Annotated in this window: 22 protein-coding genes; 9 read left to right on the top strand and 13 right to left on the bottom strand. The window is 66.3% G+C overall.

Annotation, left to right across the window (positions count from 1 at the left end; genetic code table 11):
• The 5 genes from A9974_RS25540 to A9974_RS25520 form a co-directional block, all read right to left on the bottom strand.
• The gene (locus A9974_RS25540; RefSeq protein ID WP_183006972.1) at positions 1-1,038 is read right to left on the bottom strand and encodes a branched-chain amino acid ABC transporter permease; all 1,038 of its coding nucleotides are present in this window, start codon (positions 1,036-1,038) and stop codon (positions 1-3) included.
• A 134-nt stretch (positions 1,039-1,172) separates the two neighbouring features.
• Positions 1,173-2,336: an ABC transporter substrate-binding protein gene (locus A9974_RS25535; protein WP_183006971.1), complete on the bottom strand. Its 1,164-nt coding sequence runs from the start codon at positions 2,334-2,336 to the stop codon at positions 1,173-1,175.
• A 241-nt stretch (positions 2,337-2,577) separates the two neighbouring features.
• A complete protein-coding gene (locus tag A9974_RS25530) occupies positions 2,578-3,135 on the bottom strand; it encodes a biotin transporter BioY (RefSeq protein WP_183006970.1) in 558 nt (185 codons plus the stop codon).
• A gap of 32 nt (positions 3,136-3,167) precedes the next feature.
• Positions 3,168-3,764, bottom strand: coding sequence for an energy-coupling factor transporter transmembrane protein EcfT (locus A9974_RS25525; protein ID WP_183006969.1), 597 nt, complete (start codon positions 3,762-3,764; stop codon positions 3,168-3,170).
• A complete protein-coding gene (locus A9974_RS25520; protein WP_183006968.1) occupies positions 3,761-4,438 on the bottom strand; it encodes an energy-coupling factor ABC transporter ATP-binding protein in 678 nt (225 codons plus the stop codon). Before A9974_RS25520 ends, A9974_RS25525 begins: the two co-directional genes overlap by 4 nt.
• A 52-nt stretch (positions 4,439-4,490) precedes the next feature.
• Between A9974_RS25520 and msrB the strand changes: the two genes are divergently transcribed.
• Genes msrB through A9974_RS25500 form a run of 4 tightly spaced genes read left to right on the top strand, consistent with a single transcriptional unit; the run spans position 4,491 to position 6,536 of the window.
• Positions 4,491-4,889, top strand: a complete 399-nt coding sequence (msrB, locus tag A9974_RS25515) for a peptide-methionine (R)-S-oxide reductase MsrB (protein ID WP_183006967.1) — start codon at positions 4,491-4,493, stop codon at positions 4,887-4,889.
• The gene (locus tag A9974_RS25510; protein WP_183006966.1) at positions 4,886-5,461 is read left to right on the top strand and encodes a septation protein A; all 576 of its coding nucleotides are present in this window, start codon (positions 4,886-4,888) and stop codon (positions 5,459-5,461) included. The genes msrB and A9974_RS25510 overlap by 4 nt, the downstream gene beginning before the upstream one ends.
• An 11-nt stretch (positions 5,462-5,472) precedes the next feature.
• Positions 5,473-5,742: a BolA family transcriptional regulator gene (locus tag A9974_RS25505; protein ID WP_183006965.1), complete on the top strand. Its 270-nt coding sequence runs from the start codon at positions 5,473-5,475 to the stop codon at positions 5,740-5,742.
• A gap of 17 nt (positions 5,743-5,759) precedes the next feature.
• The gene (locus A9974_RS25500) at positions 5,760-6,536 is read left to right on the top strand and encodes a peptidylprolyl isomerase (protein WP_183006964.1); all 777 of its coding nucleotides are present in this window, start codon (positions 5,760-5,762) and stop codon (positions 6,534-6,536) included.
• Between the two features lie 278 nt (positions 6,537-6,814).
• Here A9974_RS25500 and ligA read toward each other — a convergent pair whose 3' ends face one another.
• Genes ligA through smc form a run of 3 tightly spaced genes read right to left on the bottom strand, consistent with a single transcriptional unit; the run spans position 6,815 to position 13,570 of the window.
• Positions 6,815-8,914, bottom strand: coding sequence for an NAD-dependent DNA ligase LigA (gene ligA / locus A9974_RS25495; protein ID WP_183006963.1), 2,100 nt, complete (start codon positions 8,912-8,914; stop codon positions 6,815-6,817).
• Positions 8,914-9,990: a cell division protein ZipA C-terminal FtsZ-binding domain-containing protein gene (locus A9974_RS25490; RefSeq protein ID WP_183006962.1), complete on the bottom strand. Its 1,077-nt coding sequence runs from the start codon at positions 9,988-9,990 to the stop codon at positions 8,914-8,916. Before A9974_RS25490 ends, ligA begins: the two co-directional genes overlap by 1 nt.
• 46 nt (positions 9,991-10,036) lie before the next feature.
• On the bottom strand, positions 10,037-13,570 hold the full coding sequence (gene smc / locus A9974_RS25485) for a chromosome segregation protein SMC (RefSeq protein ID WP_183006961.1): 3,534 nt from the start codon (positions 13,568-13,570) through the stop codon (positions 10,037-10,039).
• A 322-nt stretch (positions 13,571-13,892) separates the two neighbouring features.
• Here smc and lplT point away from each other — a divergent pair, with 322 nt between their 5' ends.
• The gene (gene lplT / locus A9974_RS25480) at positions 13,893-15,212 is read left to right on the top strand and encodes a lysophospholipid transporter LplT (protein WP_183006960.1); all 1,320 of its coding nucleotides are present in this window, start codon (positions 13,893-13,895) and stop codon (positions 15,210-15,212) included.
• A 105-nt stretch (positions 15,213-15,317) separates the two neighbouring features.
• Here lplT and A9974_RS25475 read toward each other — a convergent pair whose 3' ends face one another.
• Complete coding sequence (locus A9974_RS25475) at positions 15,318-16,253, bottom strand: uracil-DNA glycosylase family protein (protein WP_183006959.1); 936 nt, start codon at positions 16,251-16,253, stop codon at positions 15,318-15,320.
• Complete coding sequence (tsaB, locus tag A9974_RS25470; RefSeq protein ID WP_183006958.1) at positions 16,250-17,515, bottom strand: tRNA (adenosine(37)-N6)-threonylcarbamoyltransferase complex dimerization subunit type 1 TsaB; 1,266 nt, start codon at positions 17,513-17,515, stop codon at positions 16,250-16,252. Before tsaB ends, A9974_RS25475 begins: the two co-directional genes overlap by 4 nt.
• Before the next feature lie 130 nt (positions 17,516-17,645).
• Here tsaB and ompR point away from each other — a divergent pair, with 130 nt between their 5' ends.
• The 4 genes from ompR to A9974_RS25450 all read left to right on the top strand — a co-directional run bounded on the left by ompR (position 17,646) and on the right by A9974_RS25450 (position 21,011).
• Positions 17,646-18,380, top strand: coding sequence for a two-component system response regulator OmpR (gene ompR, locus A9974_RS25465; RefSeq protein WP_003813882.1), 735 nt, complete (start codon positions 17,646-17,648; stop codon positions 18,378-18,380).
• A gap of 34 nt (positions 18,381-18,414) precedes the next feature.
• The gene (locus A9974_RS25460) at positions 18,415-19,809 is read left to right on the top strand and encodes an ATP-binding protein (RefSeq protein WP_183006957.1); all 1,395 of its coding nucleotides are present in this window, start codon (positions 18,415-18,417) and stop codon (positions 19,807-19,809) included.
• A 60-nt stretch (positions 19,810-19,869) separates the two neighbouring features.
• Entirely contained in the window at positions 19,870-20,418 is a 549-nt protein-coding gene (locus tag A9974_RS25455) for a peroxiredoxin (RefSeq protein WP_006389231.1), read from the top strand.
• Positions 20,419-20,492: 74 nt separating this feature from the next.
• Positions 20,493-21,011 carry a carboxymuconolactone decarboxylase family protein gene (locus A9974_RS25450; protein ID WP_183006956.1) on the top strand — a complete coding sequence of 173 codons (519 nt, stop codon included), beginning with the start codon at positions 20,493-20,495 and terminating at the stop codon, positions 21,009-21,011.
• 111 nt (positions 21,012-21,122) lie between these two features.
• Here A9974_RS25450 and A9974_RS25445 read toward each other — a convergent pair whose 3' ends face one another.
• The 3 genes from A9974_RS25445 to ispD form a co-directional block, all read right to left on the bottom strand.
• Positions 21,123-23,117 carry a DUF4344 domain-containing metallopeptidase gene (locus A9974_RS25445; RefSeq protein WP_255468322.1) on the bottom strand — a complete coding sequence of 665 codons (1,995 nt, stop codon included), beginning with the start codon at positions 23,115-23,117 and terminating at the stop codon, positions 21,123-21,125.
• A gap of 318 nt (positions 23,118-23,435) precedes the next feature.
• Positions 23,436-23,921, bottom strand: coding sequence for a 2-C-methyl-D-erythritol 2,4-cyclodiphosphate synthase (gene ispF, locus A9974_RS25440; protein WP_183006954.1), 486 nt, complete (start codon positions 23,919-23,921; stop codon positions 23,436-23,438).
• Positions 23,918-24,601 carry a 2-C-methyl-D-erythritol 4-phosphate cytidylyltransferase gene (gene ispD / locus A9974_RS25435; RefSeq protein ID WP_183006953.1) on the bottom strand — a complete coding sequence of 228 codons (684 nt, stop codon included), beginning with the start codon at positions 24,599-24,601 and terminating at the stop codon, positions 23,918-23,920. Before ispD ends, ispF begins: the two co-directional genes overlap by 4 nt.
• Positions 24,602-24,620: the final 19 nt, after the last annotated feature.

Raw genomic sequence — 24,620 nt, 5'->3', positions numbered from 1 at the left:
TTATTCCTCTTCGTCCACGTGATGGGTGCTGAACGAACGCCAGACCAGAACCGGGATAATCAAGGTGAAGACGATCACTTCCTTGTAGGCGCTGGCCCAGAAGGACGAGAACGATTCCAGCACGCCCACCAGCAGCGAGCCGGCGGCCGCCACGGGGTAGCTGGCCAGGCCGCCGATGATGGCGCCGACGAAGCCCTTCAGGCCGATCAGGAAGCCCGTGTCGTAGTAAACCGTGGTGATGGGCGCGATCAGCATGCCGGACATGGCGCCGATGGCCACCGCCAGCGTGAACGTCAGGCTGCCGGACATGCTGGTGCTGATGCCCACCAGGCGGGCGCCGCGGCGATTGACCGCCGTGGCGCGCAAGGCGCGGCCATACAGCGTCTTGCCGAAGAACAGCCACAGCGCAATGATCAAGAGCGCGCAGGTCGCGACCACGAACAGGCTCTGCGCCGACCACGTCATGAAGCCCAGGTCGACCTGGCCGCTCACGAACGCCGGCGTGCGCCAGCCTTCGGCGCCGAAGAACACCAGGGCCAGGCCAGTCAGCGCGAAGTGCACGGCCACCGACACGATCAGCAGCACCAGCACGGTGGCTTCAGCCAGCGGCTGGTAGACGATGCGATAGACCATCGGCCCCATCGGGATCACCAACAGCAGCGTCAGCAGCATATTCAGCCACAGCGAATTGCCGGCGGCGGTATAGGTGACGGTCAGCCACAGCAGCGCGAGCGGCAGGACGACACAGGTCACGACAGCGCGCAGCAAGCCTGCCGCGTTGCGGGTGCGCAGCGCGCGCAGCAGTTCCAGGACCAGGCAAACGACACCCAGCAGCGGCAGCAGGTAGGCGGTGCCGGGCACCTTGCCATCGACCAGCATCGCCAGCGTCAGGGCGCCGAACGCCACGAACTCGCCCTGGGGAATGAAAATGACGCGCGTAACGGCGAATACCAGCACCAGAGCCATGCCCAACAGGGCATAGATAGCGCCGTTGACGACACCGTCTTGCAGCAGGATCAGCGCAATTGAGGAATCCATCTAACAACCTATTTAGTTCTTGGTGCGCCGGCCGCGCCCGGGACACTTGATACGACGCACCGGCCGGAAAGGCCGGTGCGAAGCATTGCTCGGGCGCCCAGGCGGGCGCCCGTGGATCGGGCAATCCGGAGGGATTACAGGCCGGGCTGGTAGACCCACTTGCCGCCTTCCACCTTGACGATGACGCGCGAACGCTCGTCAAAGCCGGCGTGGTCCGTGGGCGACATGTTGAACACGCCTTGCGAAGCCGCCAGGTCCTTGACGTTTTCCAGGGCGTCGCGCATGGCTGCGCGGAATTCCGGCGTGCCCGGCTTGGCGCCGGATTTCAGGGCCACCGGCAAAGCCGCCACGACCAGTTGGCCGGCATCCCACATGTGGCCGCCGAAGGTGTTGGTCGAACCGGCGCCGTTGGCCTTCTCGTAGGTTTCCACGTAGGCCAGGGCCGACTTCTTGACCGGGTTGCTGTCGGGCAGTTGGGCCGCGACCAGCAGCGGGCCGGCCGGCAGGTACATGCCGTCGCAGTCCTTGCCGCAGACGCGCAGCACGTCGTTGTTGGCGGCGCCGTGGGTCTGGTAGATGGTGCCGCCGTAGTTGCGGGCCTTCAGTTCCTTTTGCGGCAGCGCCGACGGGGTGCCAGCGCCGGCGATCAGGATGGCGTCCGGCTTGGCGCCGACCAGCTTGAGCACCTGGCCCGTCACGCTGGTGTCGGTACGGCTGTATTTTTCGATGGCGACGATCTCGATGCCCTTGGCCTTGGCGGCCTTTTGCATCACGTCCAGCCAGCCGTCGCCGTAGGCGTCGGCAAAGCCGATGAAGCCCAGTGTCTTGACCTTGGACTTGGCCATGGCGTCAGCCAGCGCGCCGGCCATCAGGGCGTCGTTCTGCGGGGTCTTGAAGACCCAGCGGCGCTTGTCGTCCACGGGTTCGACGATCTTGGCGCTGGCGGCCACGCTGATCATCGGCACCTTGGCTTCGGCGGCCACGTCCACCATGGCCAGCGAGCCCGGTGTGACCGAGGTGCCGATCAGCACGTCGACCTTGTCGTCGGAGGCAAGTTTGCGCGAGTTTTTGACGGCTTGCGTCGTGTCGGTGGCGTCGTCCAGGACGATCCATTCGATCTTCTGACCGGCCACTTCCTTGGGCAGCAGCGCGACGGTGTTGCGCTCGGGGATACCCAGCGAAGCGGCGGGGCCGGTGCTGGATACCGTGACGCCCACCTTGACCTGGGCGCTGGCGAGCAGCGGCAGGGTCAGGGCAACAGCGGCGGCGGCCGCGGTCAAGCCGAAGTGCTTGCGCATATTTTGTCTCCTGTGGTGGCTCTTATGTGCCTCGGTCGAGGCGAAGCGAGCCTAGTTAAAGTTATACAGAAAAAATTATTATAGGATTAAAACCGTATCAAATGACTTCGCTCAAGTACGGTAAATCCCTGACGTGCTACGGCAACCGTGGTTTAGCAAATGCATTTGTTAATGGCGAACTTGTACTTGAAAGGCCAACGGGCGTCAGTTGGGGGATTCCCTTGTGCGGAGCCGCAAGCGCCTAACGGCCCAGCATCGGCCAGACCCGCTCGACCCGCGCCGCCACCCACGCGGCCAGCACCGCCTTGAGCAGATCGCCCGGCACGAACACCGCCACGGCAACCGCCGCCTTGGCCAGGCCCATCTTGGTGACGGTCGCCAGCCACGGCACACCGAACGCGTAGACCACCACGATGCCGCCGATGACGCAGGCGGTCACGTAGCCCGCCAAGGCCGCCCAGAAGCTCGTGGCGCGGCCAGCCAGGCGCCGCGCCAGCATACCGGTCACCCAGGCCCCCGCGACCAGCCCCACCAGGAAGCCGCCCGTCGGGCCGAAAAACGCGCCCAGGCCGCCCCGGCCGCCGGGCAGCACCGGCAGGCCGATGGCCGCCAGCACCAGATACAGCAGGCAGGCCAGAGCGCCGCGGCTTGGGCCCAGCATGGCGCCGGCCAGCATGGCGCCCAGCGTCTGCAGCGTGATCGGCACCGGAATGCCCGGCAGCGGGATCGGCGGAATCAGGCTCAGCACGACGATCAACGCGGCGAACAGCGCCACCAGCACGGTATTGTTGGATTTCATGGCAAGGCCTTTTCGATATCGAGAGCGGAAGATCAGGGACTGCGGGCGTCGATGGCCTCGGCCACTTCCTGGGCCCGCTTCAGGGTCAGCACCACCAGGGGCACGATCAGCGCGATGGGATTGGCGCCCAGGCCGCGCGCGGCCTGCGCCTCGCGGATCTCCTGGAAATTTCGCCATATCTCGGGCACGAAGCGCAAGGCCAGCGCCAGGGCCAGGGCGACCTTGCCCGCGTCGACCAACCCGATGCGCTGCAGCGGCATCAGCGCGCGTTCGCACACGGAGATCAGGTCGGACGTGCGGGTCGATAGCGTCACCGCCAGCGCCAGGCCCACCATGGCGGCGATCCGCAACAGCACCGTCAGCGCCGCCAGCCAGCCCTGGAAGACTCCTGTGAACAGCCCCACGGCCAGCAGCACCCAGACCAGGCCGCGCACCTGGCGCCAGACGCCGGCGGGCGACGCGCCCGCGACGCGCAACAGCAGCACCGTCGCCAGGCAGACCAGCGCCAGCCAACGCGGATCGTGCAGCAGGAACAGGCCGGCGCCAGCCGCGGTCAGCGCCAGCAGCTTGAACCAGGCGGGCAGACGGTGCAGCGGCGAATCGCCGGGAATATAAAGGGGCTCGATCACGCGCAGTGATTCCGGTACCAGCGCAGCGCGGCCGCGGGCTGGTCGTCGGCGGCGATGGCGCCGTCCCGCACCACCACCACGCGCTCGAAGTCTTCCAGCAGGTCCAGGTCGTGGCTGACCACGATGGCATCCTGCGGCAGCGCGGCGATGGCGTCGCGCACCCGGTTGCGATTGCGCAGGTCCAGCTGGGTGGTGGGTTCGTCGAACACCACCAGCGCCGGCCGCATGACCAGCACCGCGGCCAGGGCCACCAGTTGGCGCTCGCCGCCGGACAGGGTGTGGCTAGTGCGGTCCGCCAGGTGCGCCACGCCCAGGGCGGCCAATTGGGTATCTATGCGGGCTTCGCGCTGGCCGCGGTCGGGCTCCAGATGCTTCAGGCCGAACGCCAGGTCTTCGCGCACGATGGGAAAGACAATCTGGTTTTCGGGGTTCTGAAACACGAATCCGACCTGGCGCCGCACGGCTTTCAGATCCTGCCGGGTATCCAGGCCATCGACCCGCACGCTGCCCGAGGTGGGCAGCACCAGACCGTTGACCAGCCGCGCCAGCGTGCTCTTGCCGGCCCCGTTCGGACCGACGATGCCGACCCGGCGGCCGGCAAGCTGAAGGCTCACCCCGCGCAACACTTCCGCCTGGGGCGTCGATACAATCGCCTGGTCAAACTCGATTAACATGGGGCGGGATTATGCCCGAACCATTTCGGGCATCGGGACTCCAAGAGCTGATATGGACAAAGTACGCAAAACCGACGCCGAATGGCGGGCCCAGCTGTCCCCGGAAGAATACGTCGTCACCCGAGAAAAGGGTACTGAACGCGCATTCACCGGGCGCTACTGGAATACCTTTACCCCGGGCATCTACCGCTGCGTGGGCTGTGGCACCGCGCTGTTCGCATCCGACACCAAATTCGACGCGGGCTGCGGCTGGCCCAGCTACTTCCAGGCGCTGGACCCGGAACTGGTGCGCGAAGAGCGCGATACCACCCATGGCATGGTGCGCACCGAAGTGCTGTGCAATGTCTGCGACTCGCACCTGGGCCACGTCTTCCCCGACGGCCCCGAGCCCACCGGCCTGCGCTACTGCATCAATTCCCTGTCGATGACGTTCGAACCCATAGAAGAATGAAGAAGTTCCTGTTCGACCTCTTTCCGCTGTTCCTGTTCTTCCTGGCCTACCGGTTCACGGACATCTTCATCGCGACCGGCGTGGCCATGGCGGCGGCGGTCCTGCAGATCGTCTGGCTCAAGGCCACTGGCCGCGCCACCGAAGCCATGCACTGGATCAACCTGACGGTGATCCTGGTGTTTGGCGGCGCCACCATCTGGCTGCACAGCGATGTCTTCATCAAATGGAAGCCCACGGTGCTGTACTGGCTGTTCGGCGGCGCGCTGGTGTTTGCCCGCCTGCTGTTCGGCCGCAACCTGATCCGCCGCCTGATGGAAAAGCAGATCCAGTTGCCGGACGCCGCCTGGGAAAAGCTCAATCTGGTGTGGGCCGCGTTCTTCCTGGTGGCGGGCGCCATCAACCTGTACGTGGCGTTTTCGGGTCATTTCACCGAATCCCAGTGGGTCAGCTTCAAGGCCTTCGGCCTGATGGGCCTGATGGTCGTGTTCGTCATCGGCCAGTCGATCTGGCTGGGCAAGCACATCCAGACCGAAGACAACGCCGCATCGGGCTCGGCCCCGCCCAAGCCCTGAGACCCGCCGACATGTCAGAAAATACCGACCGCATCACCCTGATCCGGGAGCGCCTGGCTGCCCTGGAACCGGTTTCCCTGGATATCCAGGACGAATCCCATTTGCATGCCGGCCACGAAGGCAGTAAAAACGGCGCCGGCCATTACCGTGTGCACATCGTAGCGTCTTGCTTTGCGGGGCTCTCCGCCGTGGCGCGGCATCGGCTGGTGTATCATCATTTGCAAGATTTGATCCCCTATCCGATTCATGCGCTTGCGCTAGACGCCCAGGCTCCCAAATAGTTAGTAAAAGGATATTCATGAAACGCATCGTCATGCTGGCCGCCGCCTGCGTCATCGCTGTGCCTGCTTTTGCTCAGAACGTGGCTACCGTGAATGGCAAGGCCATTCCGCAAAAGAACCTGGATCAATTCGTCAAGCTGCTGGTCAGCCAAGGCGCTACCGATTCGCCCCAGCTGCGTGAACAAGTCAAGCAAGAAATGATCAACCGTCAGGTCTTCGTGCAAGCCGCCGAAACCAACGGCATCGCCAAGCAAGCCGACGTTCAGACCGAAATCGAACTGGCCCGCCAAGGCATCCTGGTGCGCGCCCTGATGGCCGACTACCTGGCCAAGCACCCGGTGTCGGATGCCAAGGTCACGGCCGAATACGACAAGATCAAGAAAGAACAGGCCGGCAAGATGGAGTACAAGGTCCGTCACATCCTGGTCGAAGACGAAAAGACCGCCAACGACCTGCTGGCCCAGCTCAAGAGCAACAAGGGCAAGTTCGACGACCTGGCCAAGAAGAACTCGAAGGACCCCGGCAGCGCCGAAAAGGGTGGCGACCTGGGTTGGGCTCCCCCGACCAACTACGTCCAGCCGTTCGCGCAAGCCGTGACCCAGCTGAAGAAGGGCCAACTGGTCGACAAGCCGGTCCAGACCCAGTTCGGCTGGCACATCATCATGGTTGACGACACCCGCCCGGTGGAATTCCCGCCGCTGGACCAAGTGCGTCCGCAACTGGAAGAAATGCTGCGCCAGCAAACCCTGGCCGACTACCAGAAGGAACTGCGCGAAAAGGCCAAGATTCAATAAGCCCGCCGCCTCCCCGAAAAACTGCCCGCAAATTTGCGGGCAGTTTTTTTTGCGCGGCAATACCTGCCCAGGCGTCATCCAGGATGGGGCTTTTTCCGGGGGCCAGCCGCGTGACCCGCCTGGATCACGTTGGCAGATCGCCTGTGCCCTGGCGCGCACCAGCCCTGCTGCCCGTCGCATCCATGAAAACGGGCTGCGCTCCGATGAGGAGGCAGCCCGTCAGACTCACTGCGGCGGCCCGGGCCGGGGGTAGTCCCGCCAGCCGTGCCAGGGGCGCCCTAGGACTCGCCCAGCAACGCCTTGAGCGCGTCTTCGTCCAGCACCGTCACGCCCAGCTCCTGGGCCTTGGTGAGCTTGCTGCCGGCGTCTTCGCCGGCCACCAGATAGGCGGTTTTCTTGGACACCGAGCCGCTGACCTTGCCACCGGCCGCCTGGATGCGCATCGAGGCCTCTTCGCGCGTCCAGTTGGGCAGCGTGCCGGTCAGGACGAAGGTCTTGCCCGCCAGCGTGGTGTCTTGCGGCACGGCTTCGGCCACGGGCTGCACGCCCTGGGCCTTGAGCTGGTCGATCACGTCGCGGTTGTGTTGCTCGGCAAAGAAACGGCGAATCGAGCCGGCCACGACCGGGCCGACATCGGGCACGGAAGACAGGGCGTCTTCGTCGGCGTCCATGATGGCCTCGATGCTGCCGAAATGCCGGGCTACGTCGCGCGCGGTGGTTTCGCCCACATGGCGTATGCCCAGGGCGAACAGCAGCCGCCCCAACGCCGGGGCGCGGGCCTTGTCGATGGCTTCGACGAGGTTGTCTGCCGACTTCTGGCCCATGCGGTCCAACCCCACCAATTCCAGCGGGCGCAGGCTGAACAGGTCGGCCAGCGACTTGACCCGGCCGCTGTCCACCAGTTGCTCGACCAGCTTTTCGCCCAGGCCTTCGATATCCAACGCCTTGCGGCTGGCGGCGTGCCACAGGGTCTGCTTGCGCTGGGCCGCGCAGAACAGGCCGCCGGTGCAGCGGGCAATGGTTTCGTCTTCCAGGCGTTCGATCGCCGATCCGCAGACCGGGCATTCCTTGGGCATGACGAATTCGCGCGCATCGGCGGGCCGCTTGTCGAGCACGGCGCTGACGACTTCGGGAATCACGTCGCCAGCACGCCGCACGATGACCGTGTCGCCGATGCGTACATCCTTGCGGCGGATCTCGTCTTCGTTGTGCAGCGTGGCGTTGGTGACGGTAACGCCTCCCACGAACACCGGCTTGAGCCGGGCCACCGGGGTGATGGCGCCCGTACGGCCGACCTGCACTTCGATGTCCAGCAGTGTCGTGGTGGCCTCTTCGGCAGGGAACTTGTGCGCCAGCGCGAAGCGGGGCGCGCGCGCCACGAAACCCAGCAGTTTCTGGGCCGGCAGCGAGTCGACCTTGTAGACCACGCCGTCGATGTCGTAGGGCAAGGACGCGCGCAACGCGCCGACCTTGGCATAGAAGGCCATCAGGCCCTCGGCGCCGGTGGCGCGCAGGTTGTGCTTGACGTTGACGGGCAGGCCCAGCGACGCTAGCCAGTCCAGCATGGCGCCATGGAATTTCTCGGGCAGGGGCGAGGCTTCGGCGGCGCCGGCGGGCGCCTCGTCGAACAGGCCGTTCTGCCCGCCGGGCAGGCCCTGGACCTCGCCCCAGCCGTAGGCAAAAAAGCGCAGCGGCCGCTTGGCGGTGATGCGCGGATCCAGCTGCCGCAGGCTGCCGGCGGCCGCGTTGCGCGGATTGACGAACACTTTCTCGTCGCGCTTGGCCTGGGCCGCGTTCAGTTTTTCAAAATCGGCGCGGTTCATCAGGACTTCGCCGCGCACTTCCAGCACCTTGGGCGCCGGCCCCGTCAGCTGCAGCGGGATCGCCTTGATGGTGCGGATATTGGACGTGACATCTTCGCCCGTCTGGCCATCGCCGCGGGTGGCCGCCTGCACCAGGCGACCGTCCTCGTAGCGCAGGCTGATCGCCAGGCCGTCGAGCTTCAGTTCACAGAAATATTCGGTTTGCTGCGCTGGGCCCAGCAGGCCCGCGCCGCGCAGCGTGTCGGTGACGCGGCGGTCGAACGCCGTCACGTCTTCTTCGTCGAAGGCGTTGCCCAGCGAGAGCATGGGCACCGCATGGCGCACGCTGCCAAACGCCGATACCGGCGCCGCGCCCACGCGCTGCGTCGGCGATTCGGGCGTGACCAGTTCGGGGTGCGCGGCTTCCAGGTCCTGCAGCTCGCGCATCAGGCGGTCGTAGTCGGCATCCGAGATCGACGGGTCGTCGTAGACGTAGTAGCGGACGTTGTGCTGCTCGATTTCCGCGCGCAGGCGCGCCGCGGTTTCCGCCGCAGGGGTCCCTCCGGCCTGGCTCATTACGCAAACACCCGTTGAGCGCGCTCGCTGCCGGCCGGCAAGCCGGCTTGTTCGAGCTGGCCGAACAGCACTTGCAGCCGTTCGTCGATGACGCTTTCAGAACCATCAGCCAGGGGCTTGCCCTGGTCGTCGACCAGATCCGCGCGCAGGCGGGCGGCCAGTTCGCGGCCTACATCCACCATGCGGCCGAAGGCCCGGCTGTCGGCAGGGCTGCATGGCACGTCCAGCAGCAGGTACAGGCGTTCGATGCCGCCCATGCCGGCATCGAAGGCGGCGCCGTCGGCGCGCGCCAGCGTGAAGCGGGCCACGCCGTTCTCGGCCGGCCAGGCCAGGCGGTTGCCGTCGGCCACGAAGCCGGCGTCGCGGGCGACGTTCAGGACTTCGGCGGCCGGCTGGGCGGCGCCCAGCAGCAAGGTCAGGCCGACCTGGGTGTCCAGGGCGGCGCAGGTATCGTCCAGACGGGCGGCCTGTTCCAGCACGGCCTGCTGATCGGGGCCTTCGATCAGGGCGTCAAAGCGTTCGGCCATGTCCTGGGCGCGGGCCCAGGCTTGCGACCATTCGATGGCGGTCAGCGGACCGCTGCGGTTGGCCAGCAGCACGGCCAGCTGCATCGAGGCGTAGGACTCGCCCGCATGCACGCGCGCACGGTGGCGGCGCTGGTCGGTTTCGGCGAACACACGCATGGGCTTGCGGCCCACGTGGCGCAGGCTCTGCATGTAGGGCAGCAGGTCGGCGCCGCGCACCGGTTCGGCAAAGTTGATTTCGATGACCACCTCGCAGGCCGGATCGGGCTCTTCGGCGTCGTCGGCATCGCTGCCCGGATCGACCGGCTTGGGTTGCTCGGGATGCGCCTTGGGCGCATCGCCCATGCCCGGCTCTCGGCGCACGGCCGCGCCGCCCGCGGCGGCGCCTGTGGCCGCAGCGGCTCCCGCGCCCAGCAGGGGATCCTGCTCGGAGGTGGGGAAATGGCTTTGCATCTTGCGGCGGACGCGGCGGTCTTGCCACCAATTGAAGCCCAGCACCAGCAGTATCAGCAAGACGCCCAGGGCAATCAGCCCGATCTGCAAATCACTCATGTGTAAATCCCGCGCCATGAAGCCGGCGCCATTCTGAATATTGGGTTTATGCCGCTTCGGAGGCCATCATCTGGACGGCCGAATCTATGTCTACCGCAACGATACGCGAAACCCCCTGCTCTTGCATGGTCACGCCGATCAGTTGCTTGGCCATCTGCATCGCGATCTTGTTGTGCGAGATGAACAGGAACTGGGTCTGCTCGCTCATGTTGGCGACCAGGTTGGCGTAGCGCTCGGTGTTGGCGTCGTCCAGCGGCGCGTCCACTTCGTCCAGCAGGCAGAACGGCGCGGGGTTCAGCTTGAACAACGCGAACACCAGCGCGGTCGCGGTCAGCGCCTTTTCGCCGCCCGACAGCAGGTGGATGGTGCTGTTGCGCTTGCCCGGGGGCTGCGCCATCACCTGCACGCCTGCGTCCAGGATTTCCTCGCCAGTCATGGTCAGCTTGGCCTCGCCCCCGCCGAACAGCTTGGGGAAGAGTTCGCCGAAGTGGCCGTTGACGACGTTGAAGGTCTCTTGCAGCAGTTCGCGGGTTTCGCGGTCGATCTTGCGGATCGCGTCTTCGAGGGTCTCGATGGCGGTCATCAGGTCCTGGTGCTGGGCATCCAGGAAACCCTTGCGCTCGCGCGAAGTGTTCAGTTCGTCCAGCGCGGCCAGGTTGACCGAGCCCAGGGATTCGATCTGGCGCGAAATCCGCGTGACTTCCGATTGCAGCCAGCTCGCGCGGCGCCATTCGTCGGGCTGGTTGGCCAGGTCCTGGGCCAGGGCCTCGCGGTCGACTTCGCGGGCGTTGAGCTGTTCGGTGAATTGTTCTTCGGCCAGGCGCGCGGCCTGTTCCTGCAGCTGCAATTCGGTGATGCGGGCGCGGCGCGGCTCGAGCGTGCGCTCTTGCTGCATGCGGTCTTCGTCGGCGCCACGCAGCAGCGCCGACAGGTTTTCCATTTCCTGACGGGCGCGCGACAGCGCGTCTTCGCGCTCGGCGCGCAATTCCAGGGCGTCCTGCAGGCCGGCCTGGGACGCCGAGGCGTCCAGGTCGACCAGGTCGGCCATCAATTGTTCGAGTTCGACGCCGGCGCGTTGGCTCTGGTCGGCCGCCAGTTGCTGGTTGCGCTGCAGGTCGGTGATGCGAACCTGGATGCCGCGCTCGGCAAATTCGGCTTCCTGGGCGGCGCGTTCGAGCTCGCGCAGGCGGGTCCGAGCGGCCTCGGCCTGGGCGGCCAGGGTTTCGCCGTCCATTTCGGCATCGGCGAACCTGGACTGGTGTTCGGCCAGCTCTTCGTCCAGGGTTTCGAAGCGCGCCTCGGCTTCTTCGCGGGTGGCGCGCAGGTCTTCTTCGTGGACCGAGATTTCTTCCAGGTCCTGGCGCAGGCGCGAGGCGCGTTCGCCGGACTGCTCGGCCTGCTGTTGCAGGCGGGAATGCTCGAGCTGGATATCGTGCACCCGGCGGGTCACTTCGGCCACGCGCTGGCGTGCCGGCGCGATGGCCTGGCTGACCTGCTGCCAGGCCGCCTCGGCGCGGGCGACCGCGGCGCGGGCCTGGTCGGTGATCAGCTGCTGTGCCTTGATCTCGCGCTGCAGGTTTTCGATTTCCTGCTGGCGCGCCAACAGGCCGGCCTGTTCGGAATCCGGGGCGTAGAAGCGCACGCTGTGCGCGTCGACCAGGTGGCCGGCCTTGACCACGCAGGCCGAACCGGCCGGCAAGGTGGCGCGCAGGGACAGCGCCTGGGTCAGGTCGGTGGCGGTGTAGATGCCGCCCAGCCATTCGTTAAGCAGCGTGCGCAGGTCGGGATCGGTGATGCGCAGCAGGCTGGCCAGCGACGTCATGCCCGCAGGCGCGGCCGGGGCAGGCGCCGCCGGCGGCAATTGGTAGAAGGCCAGGCGGGCGGGCGGCGCGTCCTCGGAGAAAGCGCGCGCCCAATCCAGGTTGCGCACTTCCAGCGAGGCCATGCGTTCGCGCAGGGCGGCTTCCAGGGCGGTTTCCCAACCCGGTTCCACATGCAGCTTCTGCCACAGGCGCGCCAGGCCGGCCAGCTCGTGCTTGGCCAGCCAGGGTTCCAGGGCGCCCTGCTTCTGCACGTCTTCCTGCAGCTTCACCAGCGCGGACAGGCGGGCTTCCAGGCGCGCCAGGTTCTGCGCGTCGGTCTGGGCGGCCGCCTGGGCGCGGCTGCGCTCGGCGTCGGCTTCGGGCACCCGGCCTTCCAGGGTGGCCAGCTCTTCCTGGGCTTCTTCCAGCTGGTCTTCGCCCGCCACGCGGTCGCCGGCCAGTTGTTCCAGGCGCACCGGGTCGGGGCTATGCAATTCGCGCAGTTCCTGTTGCAGGCGCTCGCGGCGCTGCTCCAGGGTCTGCATCTGGCGGTCGGCGTCGCGCTGGGTCTGCGCCACCAGGGCCAGATTCTGTTCCACCCGGGCCAGGGCGGCGCGCATTTCGTCGCGGCCGGAGGCGGCTTCGCGGACCCGTTGCTCGACCGCCGGCAAGGCGGCCTGGGCATCTTCAGCCGTGGCGCGGGCCTCTTCGGTGCGGGCCGCGCCAGTAGCCAGGTCGTCTTCGGCCTGCGCGATCTGCTCGGTGCAGTGCTCGCGCTGGGTGGTCCATTCGGCGATCTGCTGCTGCAGCTGGTCGCGGCGCGCCTGCAGGCGGTTGCGGGAATCCACGACGTGGCGGATCTCGGCCTCGAGGCGGCTGACCTGGGCATTGGCCTCGTAGAGGGAGCCCTGGGCCGCGTGCACCGCGTCGCTGGCGGCATAGTGGGCCTGGCGCCGGGACTCGAGCGCCGCTTCGCCGGCCCGCAGACCGGCGATGGCGGCTTCCAGTTCGTTCTGGGCCTGCGCCATTTCCTGGGTTTTCTTGGCGCGCTCTTCGCGGGCGCCGGTTTCCTTCAGGAACCACAGCGCATGCTGCTTTTTCTCGCCGTCGGCCTGCAGCTCGCGGTAGCGTGTGGCGACCTCGGCCTGGGCTTCCAGCTTTTCGAGCTGGCTGTTCAGTTCGCGCAGGATGTCTTCGACGCGGGTCAGGTTCTCGCGCGTGTCGGACAGGCGGTTTTCGGTTTCGCGGCGGCGCTCTTTGTAGCGCGACACGCCCGCGGCCTCTTCCAGGAACACCCGCAATTCCTCGGGGCGCGCCTCGATCAGGCGGTTGATCATGCCCTGGCCGATGATGGCGTAGCCGCGCGCGCCCAGGCCGGTGCCCAGGAAGATGTCGTGGATGTCGCGGCGGCGGACCTGCTGGTTATTGACGAAATAGCTGCTGGTGCCGTCGCGCGTCAGCACGCGGCGCACCGCGATTTCGGCGTAGGTGCTCCATTGCCCGGCGGCGCGGCCTTCGCTGTTGTCGAACACCATTTCGACCGACGCCCGGGCCGCCGGCTTGCGGTTGCCCGAGCCATTGAAGATGACGTCCTGCATGGACTCGCCGCGCAGCTCCGAGGCCTTGGCCTCGCCGAGCACCCAGCGCACCGCGTCGATGATGTTCGATTTGCCGCAGCCATTGGGACCCACCACGCCCACCAGTTGGCTGGGCACGGGAATCACGGTGGGATCGACGAAAGACTTGAAGCCGGCGAGTTTTAGCTGAGTAAGACGCACAGTACGATGACGACGGGGTGGGTTGAACGAAAGGCGTTAACGGACCTGCCGCACACATTGCAAACCGGCCCTGGGAGGGCCGGCTTACGGATGGGTCGTATGATACCGCAGGCAGTCTGTCCCCAAACGTGAACAACGGTCAAGCCGGGGCTGCCCGCATCCGGACCCGCGCCCACCTGCCCCGTGGCTGACCTGCCGCAACCCGCGGGCAAACGCTGAATAGCCCTACCCTCGCCACGGGCTATACTCGCTGACACTTTTTAGCAAGACACATAATTTTCACGCAGACTGACCGGGCTCAGGTCAAAGAACGGGGACATTCTTGAAACGAGGTTTCTATCTGGTCATGGCCGCGCAGGCCTTCTCGTCATTGGCGGACAACGCGCTGTTCATCGCAGCGATCGCCTTGATACAGGAGCTGCATGGCCCCGACTGGTTAGCGCCCTTGATGAAATGGTCCTTCGCGCTGGCCTACGTGGTGCTGGCGGCCTTCGTCGGCGCCCTGGCCGACTCCTTCCCCAAGGGCCGCGTGATGTTCTCGACCAACGCCCTGAAGGTCGCCGGCTGTCTGCTGATGTTCTCCTACGCCAGCATCGGCGTCGCCCCCCAATATCAAACCTATCTCGTCTGCGCCGCCTACGCGGTCGTGGGCATCGGCGCCGCGGCCTATTCCCCGGCCAAGTACGGCATCGTCACCGAAATGCTGCCCCCGTCCATGCTGGTCAAGGGCAACAGCTGGATCGAAGGCCTGACTGTCTTCTCCATCATTCTGGGCACGGTGCTGGGCGGCCTGCTGATTTCCACCACGGTCTCCACCGCGCTGCTGAACCACTCGTTCATCGGCAAGCTGGTGCACACCCCGGCCGAGGCCGCCATCCTGGTCATCGCCTTCGTCTACCTGCTGGCGGCCCTGTGCAACCTGCTGATCCCGCGTACTCACGTGCGCTATCCGCCCCAGCAGAAGAACCCGGTCCGCCTCATCCGCACGTTCTGGGGTTACGTGTGCGTGCTCTGGCGCGACAAGCTGGGCCAGATCTCCCTGGCGGTCACCACGCTGTTCTGGGGCGCGGGCGCTACTTTGCAACTTATTGTCATCGAATGGGGCCGCAGCCACCTGGGTTATCAGCTGGACAAGGCCTCGATGCTGATGGGCGTGGCCGCCCTGGGCACGGTGGTGGGCTCGATACTGGCCGGCCGCATTCCGCTGCGCCGCGCCCTGGCCGTGCTGCCGGTCGGCGCCGCGATGGGCCTGGTCGTGCTGCTGATGCCACTGGTCTATTCGCCCTGGAGCGTCTACCTGCTGTTGCTGCTTACCGGCGGCCTGGCGGGCTTTTTCGTGGTCCCCATGAACGCCCTGCTGCAGCACCGCGGCCACGTGCTGCTGTCGGCCGGCCACTCGATCGCCGTGCAGAACTTCAACGAGCAGCTCAACATCCTGCTGATGGTGGCCATGTACACGCTGCTGCTGTGGCTGCAACTGCCCATCAACGTCATCATCGTGATCTTCGGCACCGTGGTGGCCGTGCTGATGGTGGTGTTCATGCGCTGGAGCAAGCGCAATCTGGCGGCCAATCCCGAGCTGCACGACCAGATCGGCCAGGAAGGCCACGGCCACGCGCTGGACTCGGCCAAGAACCACTGATCGTCCTGGCGCGGTCCGCCTGGCTGGCGGCGCCCCGCTACCCGCCCTTTTCGCTCCTGGCACGCGCCGGGCAGCCTGACCCGGATCCCGGGCCGGGCTGTCCGCCTACATGCGCGCGGCCAGTTTCAGATCCTGCCAGGCGCGCGCCTTCTCGACCGGGCTGCGCAGCAGATAGGCCGGGTGGTAACTCACGATCACGGGAATCTCGCGGCCCTCGTCCGTCTTCATCTGGTGCACGCGGCCGCGCAGGCTGCCGATGGTGGCATCCGTGCCCAGCAGCGCCTGGGCCGCGAACCGGCCCAGCACCAGGATGCGTTCGGGCTTGAGCAGCGCGATCTGGCGCATCAGGTACGGACTGCAGGCGGCGATTTCCTCGGGCTTGGGATTGCGGTTGCCCGGTGGCCGGCACTTGATGACATTGGCGATGAACACGTCGCGCTCGCGGCTCATGCCCACCGCCGACAGCATCGCGTCCAGCAATTGTCCGGAACGGCCCACGAAGGGTTGCCCCTGGCGGTCTTCCTGTTCGCCCGGCGCCTCGCCCACCACCAGCCAGCGGGTGGGCTGGCCGCCGTGGCCGAACACGGCATGGCGGCGGCCTTCGCACAAGCCGCAGGCGGTGCAGGCCACCACCTGCTCGCGCAGTTCGTCCAGCGTGGCGTGCTTGACCGATTCTGCCACCGGCACCCGCACGGGCGCGGTGTCGGGCGCGGGATCGGCCTTCGCCGCGGGACGCGGCGGCGGACCGCTGCGCACGGCGGGAACGGGGTTGCCGGCGCGGGCCACTGCGGCGGGCGCGGCGGAAGTCGCGGCCGCGGGCGCGACAGGTGCCATGGCGCGCGCCGGCGCGGCGTCGGGCGCTTGCGCAACCACGGCAGAATCAGGTTTGGAAACAAGGACTTGCGGTGCAGGCGCGACCACCGCCGGCGCAGCGGCGGGCCGCAGCCACAGGCGTTCCATGCCGATCTCGCGCAGCCACAGGCGCTGCAACGGATTGACGCGGGGCGTGATCGATGCCGGCACGGCGTTCGGGGCCGTCATGCCGCGGCTCCCTGGGACGCGCCAGCCGCGTCAAAGCGCTTCTGCATGACCAGCGCATCCTCGCGCCCGCCCTTCTCGGCCGGGTAGTAGCCCCGCCTCAGGCCGATCTGCAGATAGCCGCGGGCCTTGTAGAACTCGACCGCGGACACATTGGACGGGCGCACCTCGAGCAGCACGCCTTCCAGGCCGCGCTCGCGCGCCTGCTGCTCGCACCAGTCGAGCAAGACGCTGCCCAGCCCCTGGCGGTGCAGGCTGCGGGCCACGGCGATCACCAGCAGATGGGCCACATCGGGCGCGAACATCAGAATACAGAACCCCGCCACCCGGCCATCGCGCCGCAGGGTCCAGGCGCCGTAGCCGGCCGCCAGCGCGTCGGCGAAATTGCCGCGGGTCCAGGGAAAGGCCTGCACATTCGCTTCCAGCGACACGACCTCGTCGAGGTCAGCGTCGGTCAGGGGCTGGGGGCAGACCGGGGCCAGGGTGGACGGCGCCTTGGGGTTGCCGCCCTCGCCGCGCTGGCGTTCGGCGGTGGTGAAGGCCACCTTGTCGCGCACGTACAGCGGCGCGGCCTGTTCCGGCGGCACGGCCTCGCCCCGCAGCCAGCCCTGGCGCGCCAGGCGCGCCACGCTGGCCGCCTCGGGCCGCAAGGCGTCGGTGGCGCGGCGCCAGGAGGCGGGCGCGGCCATGTCGGCGGCGTAGGCATCCCAGGCGTCACCGGCCAGCACCACGGCCAGCGGCCGCCCGGCACGGCGGGACCACTCGGACAGGTGATGCGCCGTCCACGGCACAACTTCGGCGGCGGCGATCAACAGGGGCGCCTGTAGCGTCTCCCAGGCGGCATCGTCGCCCGCCGCGCCAGCCTGGCGGTACACCGCCAGATAGACCTCGTTCATGCGGGCGTCCAGCGCCACCACGATGGCCTCGTCCGGCCCGCCGCCCGCCTGGGCGGCGACGGCCTGGTGGGACACGATAGGCAGGACAGGAATGCCCAGCCCCATGCCCATGCCCTGGGCCACGCCGCAGGCCACCCGCAGGCCCGTGAAGCCGCCCGGCCCCTGGCCGAATGCCACTGCGTGCAGGGCGCCCGGCGGCAATCCAGCCTGGGCGAGCAGCTCGTTTGCCATGGGCAACAGCCGTTCCGCGTGCTCCTGGGACCCCTCGTGCTCCCGCAGGCTGACCTCCAGCCGCCCATCCGACGCGCGCAAAAGGGCCACGCCGCAGCGCGACGAAGAGGTTTCCAGAGCCAGCAGGTTTAGTTCCATAGGAGCAGATTGTACGAAATACCGTGGCGTTCCCCCGTATGTAAGGGGGATTTCAACCATGGTTCGCAATGTGTAATATCTTGTGAACGCCTACTAGCCGCTGGTTCTTGTCACTGTTACATTTCCGGCCATGAATACGCAAAACACCACCCCCACCCGAAAAATCCTCGTCGTTGACGATGATCCGCGCTTGCGCGATTTACTGCGTCGGTACTTGTCCGAACAGGGATTCAACGTTTTCGTTGCCGAAGACGCCAAAGAGATGGGCAAACTCTGGCAACGCGAGCACTTCGACCTGCTCGTGCTGGATCTGATGCTGCCCGGCGAAGATGGCCTGTCCATTTGCCGCCGGCTGCGCGGTGGCCACGACAATACCCCCATCATCATGCTGACGGCCAAGGCGGAAGAAATCGACCGCATCGTCGGCCTGGAGATGGGCGCGGACGACTACCTGTCCAAACCGTTCAACCCCCGGGAACTGCTGGCTCGGATCAACGCGATCCTGCGCCGCCGCGGCACCGAGGAACATCCCGGCGCTCCCAGCCAGGAAAACGAATCCATCGCCTTCGGCCCCTACGTGCTCAACCTGTCGACCCGTACGCTCACGCGCAACGGCGAGCAGGTGCCGATCACCACGGGCGAATTCTCGGTGCTCAAGGTCTTTGCCCGTCACCCGAAGATTCCGCTCTCGCGCGACAAGCTCATGGAACTGGCGCGCGGCCGCGAATACGAAGCCTTCGACCGCAGCCTCGACGTGCAGATCTCGCGCCTGCGCAAGCTGATCGAACCGAATCCGTCCAAGCCCGTATTCATCCAGACCGTCTGGGGTCTCGGATACGTGTTTGTGCCGGACGGTGGTAGTTGATCGACTCGCCCGCCCCGGGCAGGAGCGCAGCCTCGTGCCCCGCTTGCGCAGAACCTTCAGGAACCTGACTTCACGTTTGCGGCTCGGCTTGTTCGGCCGCACGTTCCTGTTGCTGGCCGCGCTGATGCTGGTCAGCTTAGGGGCGTGGCTACAAGTCTTCTTCAGCATGGAGCTGGGCCCGCGCGCCAATCAAATGGCGCAGCGGGTGATCACGGCCGTCAATATCACCCGCACGGCCCTGATCTACTCCCATAACGGCGAACGCAGCAAGCTCCTTCTGGACCTGGCCACCAACGAAGGCATCCAGGTCTATCCGCGCGAAGTCACCGACTTCGCCGAAGCCCTTCCCGACGACGATTACTGGCAACGCGTCGCCCAGCACATCCGCACGCGCTTCGGTCCCGAAACGCAGATCGCATGGGGGGTGAACCAGGTACCCGGCTTCTGGGTCAGTTTCCAGATAGAAAAAGACCTGTACTGGCTGGTGTTCGAGCGCGAGCAGATCGGCCTGACCGGCGGTATCGAATGGCTGGGCTGGGGCGCCACGGCGCTGCTGCTGTCCCTTGTCGGGGCGGCGGTGAGCGTGGGCTTCGTCAACCGGCCGTTGTCGCGCCTGGCGCGGGCGGCCCAGGTGCTGTCGCGCGGTGAAACGCCTGCTCCCCTGCCCGAGCAGGGGCCGCTGGAAATCCGCGACCTCAACGCCTCGTTCAACCGCATGGCGAAAGACTTGCGGCAGGCCGAGGCCGACCGGGAACTGATGCTGGCCGGCATTTCGCACGACCTGCGAACGCCGCTGGCGCGCATGCGCCTGGAAATCGAGCTGAGCGGCGTCTCCGAAGACGCCCGCCAGGCCATCGACGAAGACCTCGGCCAGATCGACCACAGCATTGGCCAACTGATGGAATACGCCCGGCCGGCAGGCACCCTGCCCCAGCTGGCGACCGATATTTCAGCGGTGCTGGCCGAACTCTACGAGCGCGAACGCAGCCATACCTCGTCGCTGGGCGGCGAACTCGAAGCCTTGCTCGAACCCGGCCTGCGCGCCCGCATCACGGCGCTGGACCTCAAGCGCATCGTCAGCAACCTGATCGAAAACGCGCGCCGCTATGGCCGGTCCAATGACGGCATGGCCCATTTGGTCATGACACTGCAAGCTGAGGGCGGCATGATCGTCATCGAAGTGTCGGACCGCGGCCCCGGTATCGCCCCCGAGGACGTCGACCGCCTGCTGCGGCCGTTCTCGCGCGGCGAGGCTGCCCGCACCGGCGTCAGCGGCGCGGGCCTGGGCCTGGCCATCGTCGAGCGCCTGCTCAAGCACGTGGGCGGCGCCCTGCGAATGCTCCCCCGCGAGGGAGGTGGTTTGACCGCCCGCATAGAGTTGCCCAAAGCGAAATTTAGGAATTATCAATTAGACAACGATAATCCATAGCGTAGAATTTATGGTTTGAGGCACAGCCTTAAATTCCACCAACAACTACTGGGAGTAAACATGAAAACTGTTGGCGACAAACTCGAGCCCTTCAAGGTTACCGGCGTCAAGCCCGGCTTCAACCAGCACGAAGAAAACGGCGTGTCCGCATTCGAAGACATCACCGAAAGCTCGTTCCCCGGCAAGTGGAAGGTGATCTACTTCTACCCGAAAGACTTCACGTTTGTGTGCCCGACCGAAATCGTCGGCTTCAACAAGCTGGCCAAGGATTTCGAAGACCGTGATGCCGTCCTGCTGGGCGGTTCGAGCGACAACGAGTTCGTCAAGCTGGCCTGGCGCCGTGAGCACCCGGACCTGAACAAGCTGGGTCACTACCAATTCGGCGACACCACCGGTGCCCTGATCGACCAACTGGGCGTCCGTGAAAAGGGTGCTGGCGTTGCGCTGCGCGCCACCTTCATCGTTGACCCGGACAACACGATCCAGCACGTTTCGGTGAACAACCTGAACGTCGGCCGTAACCCGGAAGAAGTTCTGCGTCTGCTCGACGGTCTGCAAACCGACGAGCTGTGCCCGTGCAACCGTACGGTTGGCGGCGCCACGCTGTAATTTCCAGCCCGGCCGAGGACCTGCCCGCAGGTCCTACGCTGGGCTTTAACTGCTCTAGATTATAGGTAAAAACTATGGAATTTCTTACGACCATTAAGGAACAGCTGCCGGATTGGGCCAAGGACATCCGCCTGAATCTGGACGCCGTGATTGCCCGCTCGACGCTCGCCCCGGAAGACGCCGTCGGCGCCGCCTTGTCGGCCGCCTATGCCGCGCGCAGCCCGGTGCTGGTCGAGGCCTTCAAGAGCGGCCTGTCTGAAACCGACGCCAATGCCGCGCTGACCGCCTCGGCGCTGATGGGCATGAACAACACCTGGTACCCCTACGTAGAAATGACCGGCGACGCCCAGCTCAAGAGCCTGCCGGCCCAGCTGCGCATGAACGCCTACGCCACTCACGGCGGTGTCGACAAGAAGCGCTTCGAACTGTTCGCGCTGGTGGCCTCCATCATCGGCAAGTGCCACTTCTGCGTGGCCTCGCACTACGAAAACCTGAAGAAGGACGGCCTGTCGACGGAACAGCTGCGTGACGCCGGCCGCATCGCCTCGGTGGTGAACGCAGCCGCACTGGCGCTGACCGCACAAGGCAAGTAAATCCGCCTGACGGCAATAAAAAAGCCCGCCTGTGCGACACAGGCGGGCTTTTTGCTGGGTGACGCCTTGCGGCGATCCGGCCAGGCATGCGCCCAGGCGCACCGGCGTCGATCAGTTGCCGGAGGCCGCCTTGACCGGGACGGTCGGCAAACCATTGGCAACCCAGGCCTCGATACCACCGCGGTACCAGTAGGCCGGCCAGCCCAGCGTGCCGGCGCGCAGCGCCGCGTTGTAGGACGTGCGGTCGTTCATGCCGCCGCCGATGAACACCAGCGGCACGTTGTGCTCTTTCTCGGTGCCGGTCTTCTTGTGCAGCCAGCCATCGAACGCGTTCTGCATCTGGTCGGCGACACTGCCGTCCTGCCCCGCGTCGCTCAGCGGATAGGCGTCGGGCACCGTTTCGCGCAGCCCGCTGGTGTCGATCATCAAGAGGTTCTTCTCGTTCTTGAGCAGATAGACCAGATCCTTGGTGGTGATCACCTTGGCGCGGGGATGGCTGGTGGGCGTCGGACCCTTGTACGGCGCCGAGAACAGCAGGCTCGTCGGCGGCACGCCGCTGTCCTGCAGCTCGTCGAAGCCGCCGGCCGGCGCGCGTTGCGGCTGGCCACCAGACGGTTGCTGGCGAGGTTGCTGCTGGGGCTGCTGCTGGGGCGCTGCGCCGCCCTGCTTGACCTCGCCGCCGACGGTGCCCATTTCGATATCGGAAATCATCACTGCGATGTTCTCGATCAGCTCGTAGCACATCGTGATGGTGCCTTCGCGCGGGCTGTACCAGGCGTTCAGCTTGCCGCAGTCCTTGAAGGTCACGTTCACCGGCCGTGGCAGGACGTAGGTCTTGCCCAGCAGCTTGATGTTGTCGCCGATGGCTTGCGACAGGTTGTTGGCGAACAGGTTGCCGATGCGGCGCGACGACGGCTCGAAGGTCACGTTGACCGGCGCGCCGGGCGCATTCGCCGGCTGCTGGCCATCGGGCGTCCAGGCGCCGACGCGGGTGTAGGGAGCCAGGATCCGGCGCCAGGCGCGGTTCTGCTTGGTGAACTCGTCGCCGCAACGCGCCTTGGTGCGGTCTTCGAAGCCGACCTCCTGGACCAGCGATTCGAACACGGCCGGGTTGCCGCCGTACATGATGCAAAGCATGTTGCGGAAACGCTTGAGATCGCCCGTGTGCTCGTCCTGCCAGGGCGAATTGCCTGCGCCCTTGGCTTCGGCCAGCTTGCCGTTGTAGTACCACTGCAGGGCCGCGTACTTGGCGGCGCCCTGGACCATGGCGTTGGTGTCCTTGTCGTCGGACGGGTACATAGTCGGCTCGACCACATGCAGCGCCGAATAGATATCGACCGCGTCCTCTTCGGCGCCCGTCGACGGCAGCTCCAGTTCGCCGATCAGGGCGTGGCCGAACTCGTGCAGGAAGATACTGCGCATGATCCCGACATAGACCGCCACGATGCGGGTGGAGTCGCCGCCAAAACGCGGATAGGGGCCGGTGCCCGGCAAGCCGCTGTTGTCGCTGGACGCGGGCGCGCGGGCCGGCGCCGTCTGCTGGCCGCCCGAACCGCCACCACCACCGCCGCTACGCGCCGGCAGCCCGCCCGATTGGCTGTTGCCGCCACCGGATTGGGCCGGCGCCAGGTTGGAATTGACGCTGAAATCGGCGATGCCGAACGTGCCCACGTCGTAGGCCATGATGCCGACTTCGGAGCCCAGTGCGGGAGCATCCTCGACGTCGCCGATCTTCTGGCCGTTCACGATGAAGCGCGCGGCGCCTGGCACCTCGACCACCTTGATGCGGTCGGAGCCATCCAGCTTGGCCAGGTTGGGCACGGACGCGATGTCGCGGCGGTTCTGCCCATCCAGGCAGAACAGCTGCGTGTTCTTGTCGGCGGTGATTTCGATCAGGCACAGGCCCTTGCGCGCGCGGTTGGTCAGCGCGACGCCAATGGAAGCCTTGGGTTTCTGCGAATTCAGGACGACGTTGACGTCGATGATGCGGCCCGTTTCCGGCGCCGGACCGAGATTCAGGTACAGCGTCTGTTCGCTGCCGCTGGCCTCTTTGTTGCGCAAGGTGAACCAGCCATCCTGGACCCCTGCGGTCCAGCCTTGCAGCATTTGCTGCCTTACCGAGCCCGCCAGCGGGCCGAGTTGCTGCTCGTATTCAGCATGTGCTGGCGAACCAAATGCGACGAGGGCCAAAAACAGGGCAACGCCACGTACATGCATCCTAGTGTCCCTAATATTCACGCGAGAATAGCGGGAGAATATTCCAGTTCAAACCGCCTCGCAAGACGAAAACAAGCCGTGTTTTCGGCCGTTTCGCCCAAAGCGCGCGGCATCTGCGCCAAGCCGCAATAAGGACGCCACTTGCGCCCTGTTTTGCCGATTGTTAATTAGTTATAGACATGTATCAGCGCATATAAAAAACAACGGTCATGCGCGCGCCAGCAGGGCCACGACGGTGGCCGAGATGCCTTCCTTGCGGCCCAGGTAGCCCAAGCCCTCGTTGGTCTTGGCCTTGATGTTGACCTCGGTCTCGGCAAGGCCCGTATCGGCCGCGATGTTGCGCACCATGGCCGGCGCATGCGGGCCGATCTTAGGCGCCTGCGCATGCACGGTGGCGTCGATGTTGACCGGCACCCAGCCGGCGGCGCGCACGCGGGCCATGGCCTCGCGCAGCAGCGCCCGGCTGTCCGCGCCCTTGAAGGCAGGATCCGTGTCCGGGAAATGCCGGCCGATGTCGCCCAGGCCCGCCGCGCCCAGCAGCGCGTCGGTAATGGCGTGCAGCAGCACATCCGCATCGGAATGGCCCAACAGGCCGTGCGTGTGGGGGATGGTCACGCCGCCGATGATCAGCGGCCGGCCCTCGACCAGCGCGTGTACGTCAAAACCTTGTCCGACGCGGAAGGGAATACTCATAGCCATTTTTCCATCAGTTCGAAATCGTCCGGCCAGGTCACTTTGAAATTGCGCATGGCGCCCGGCACCAGCAGCGGCGCGTAGCCCGCCGCCTCGATGGCCGAGGCCTCGTCGGTCACCGTCACATCGTTCATGGCGGCAGCCGTCAGGGCATCACGCAGCGCGCCCGCCCGGAACATCTGCGGCGTCTGCGCCAGCCACAGGCCATTGCGGTCCAGCGTGCGCTCGACCCGGTCGTGACCGCCTTTGACGGTATCGGCGACAGGCAACGCCAGCAGGCCGCCCACAGGGTCGCGCAGGCACGCGTCGATCAGACGCCCCAGGGCGGCGGCCGGCAGCCCGGGACGGGCCGCGTCGTGCACCAGCACCCAGGTATCGTCGGCCACGCCGCTATCGGCCAGGGCCCCGGCCACGGTGTCGGCCCGGGTGGCGCCGCCGCAGGCGCGCCAGACGGTGCGCGGCAGGCCCGCCAGGGCCGCGTCCACCCAGCCGTCGCCGGGCGTCACCGCCACGCGGACTTGGGACACGCGTTCGTCGGCCAGCAAGGCGCAGACGGCGTGGCGCAGCATGGGCTGTCCGGCTAGCGGACGATACTGTTTGGGCACGGTCTCGGCCCCGGGCCGGCTGGCGCGGGCGCCGACGCCGGCGGCGGGAACGATCGCAATGATTGAGTCAGACATGGTTCGGTGATTTTATAAT

The organism is Achromobacter sp. UMC71 (genome assembly GCF_014170305.1).
In the GTDB taxonomy this organism is placed as follows: Bacteria; Pseudomonadota; Gammaproteobacteria; order Burkholderiales; family Burkholderiaceae_B; genus Achromobacter.
This window is presented reverse-complemented; position numbering and strand designations above follow the sequence as displayed.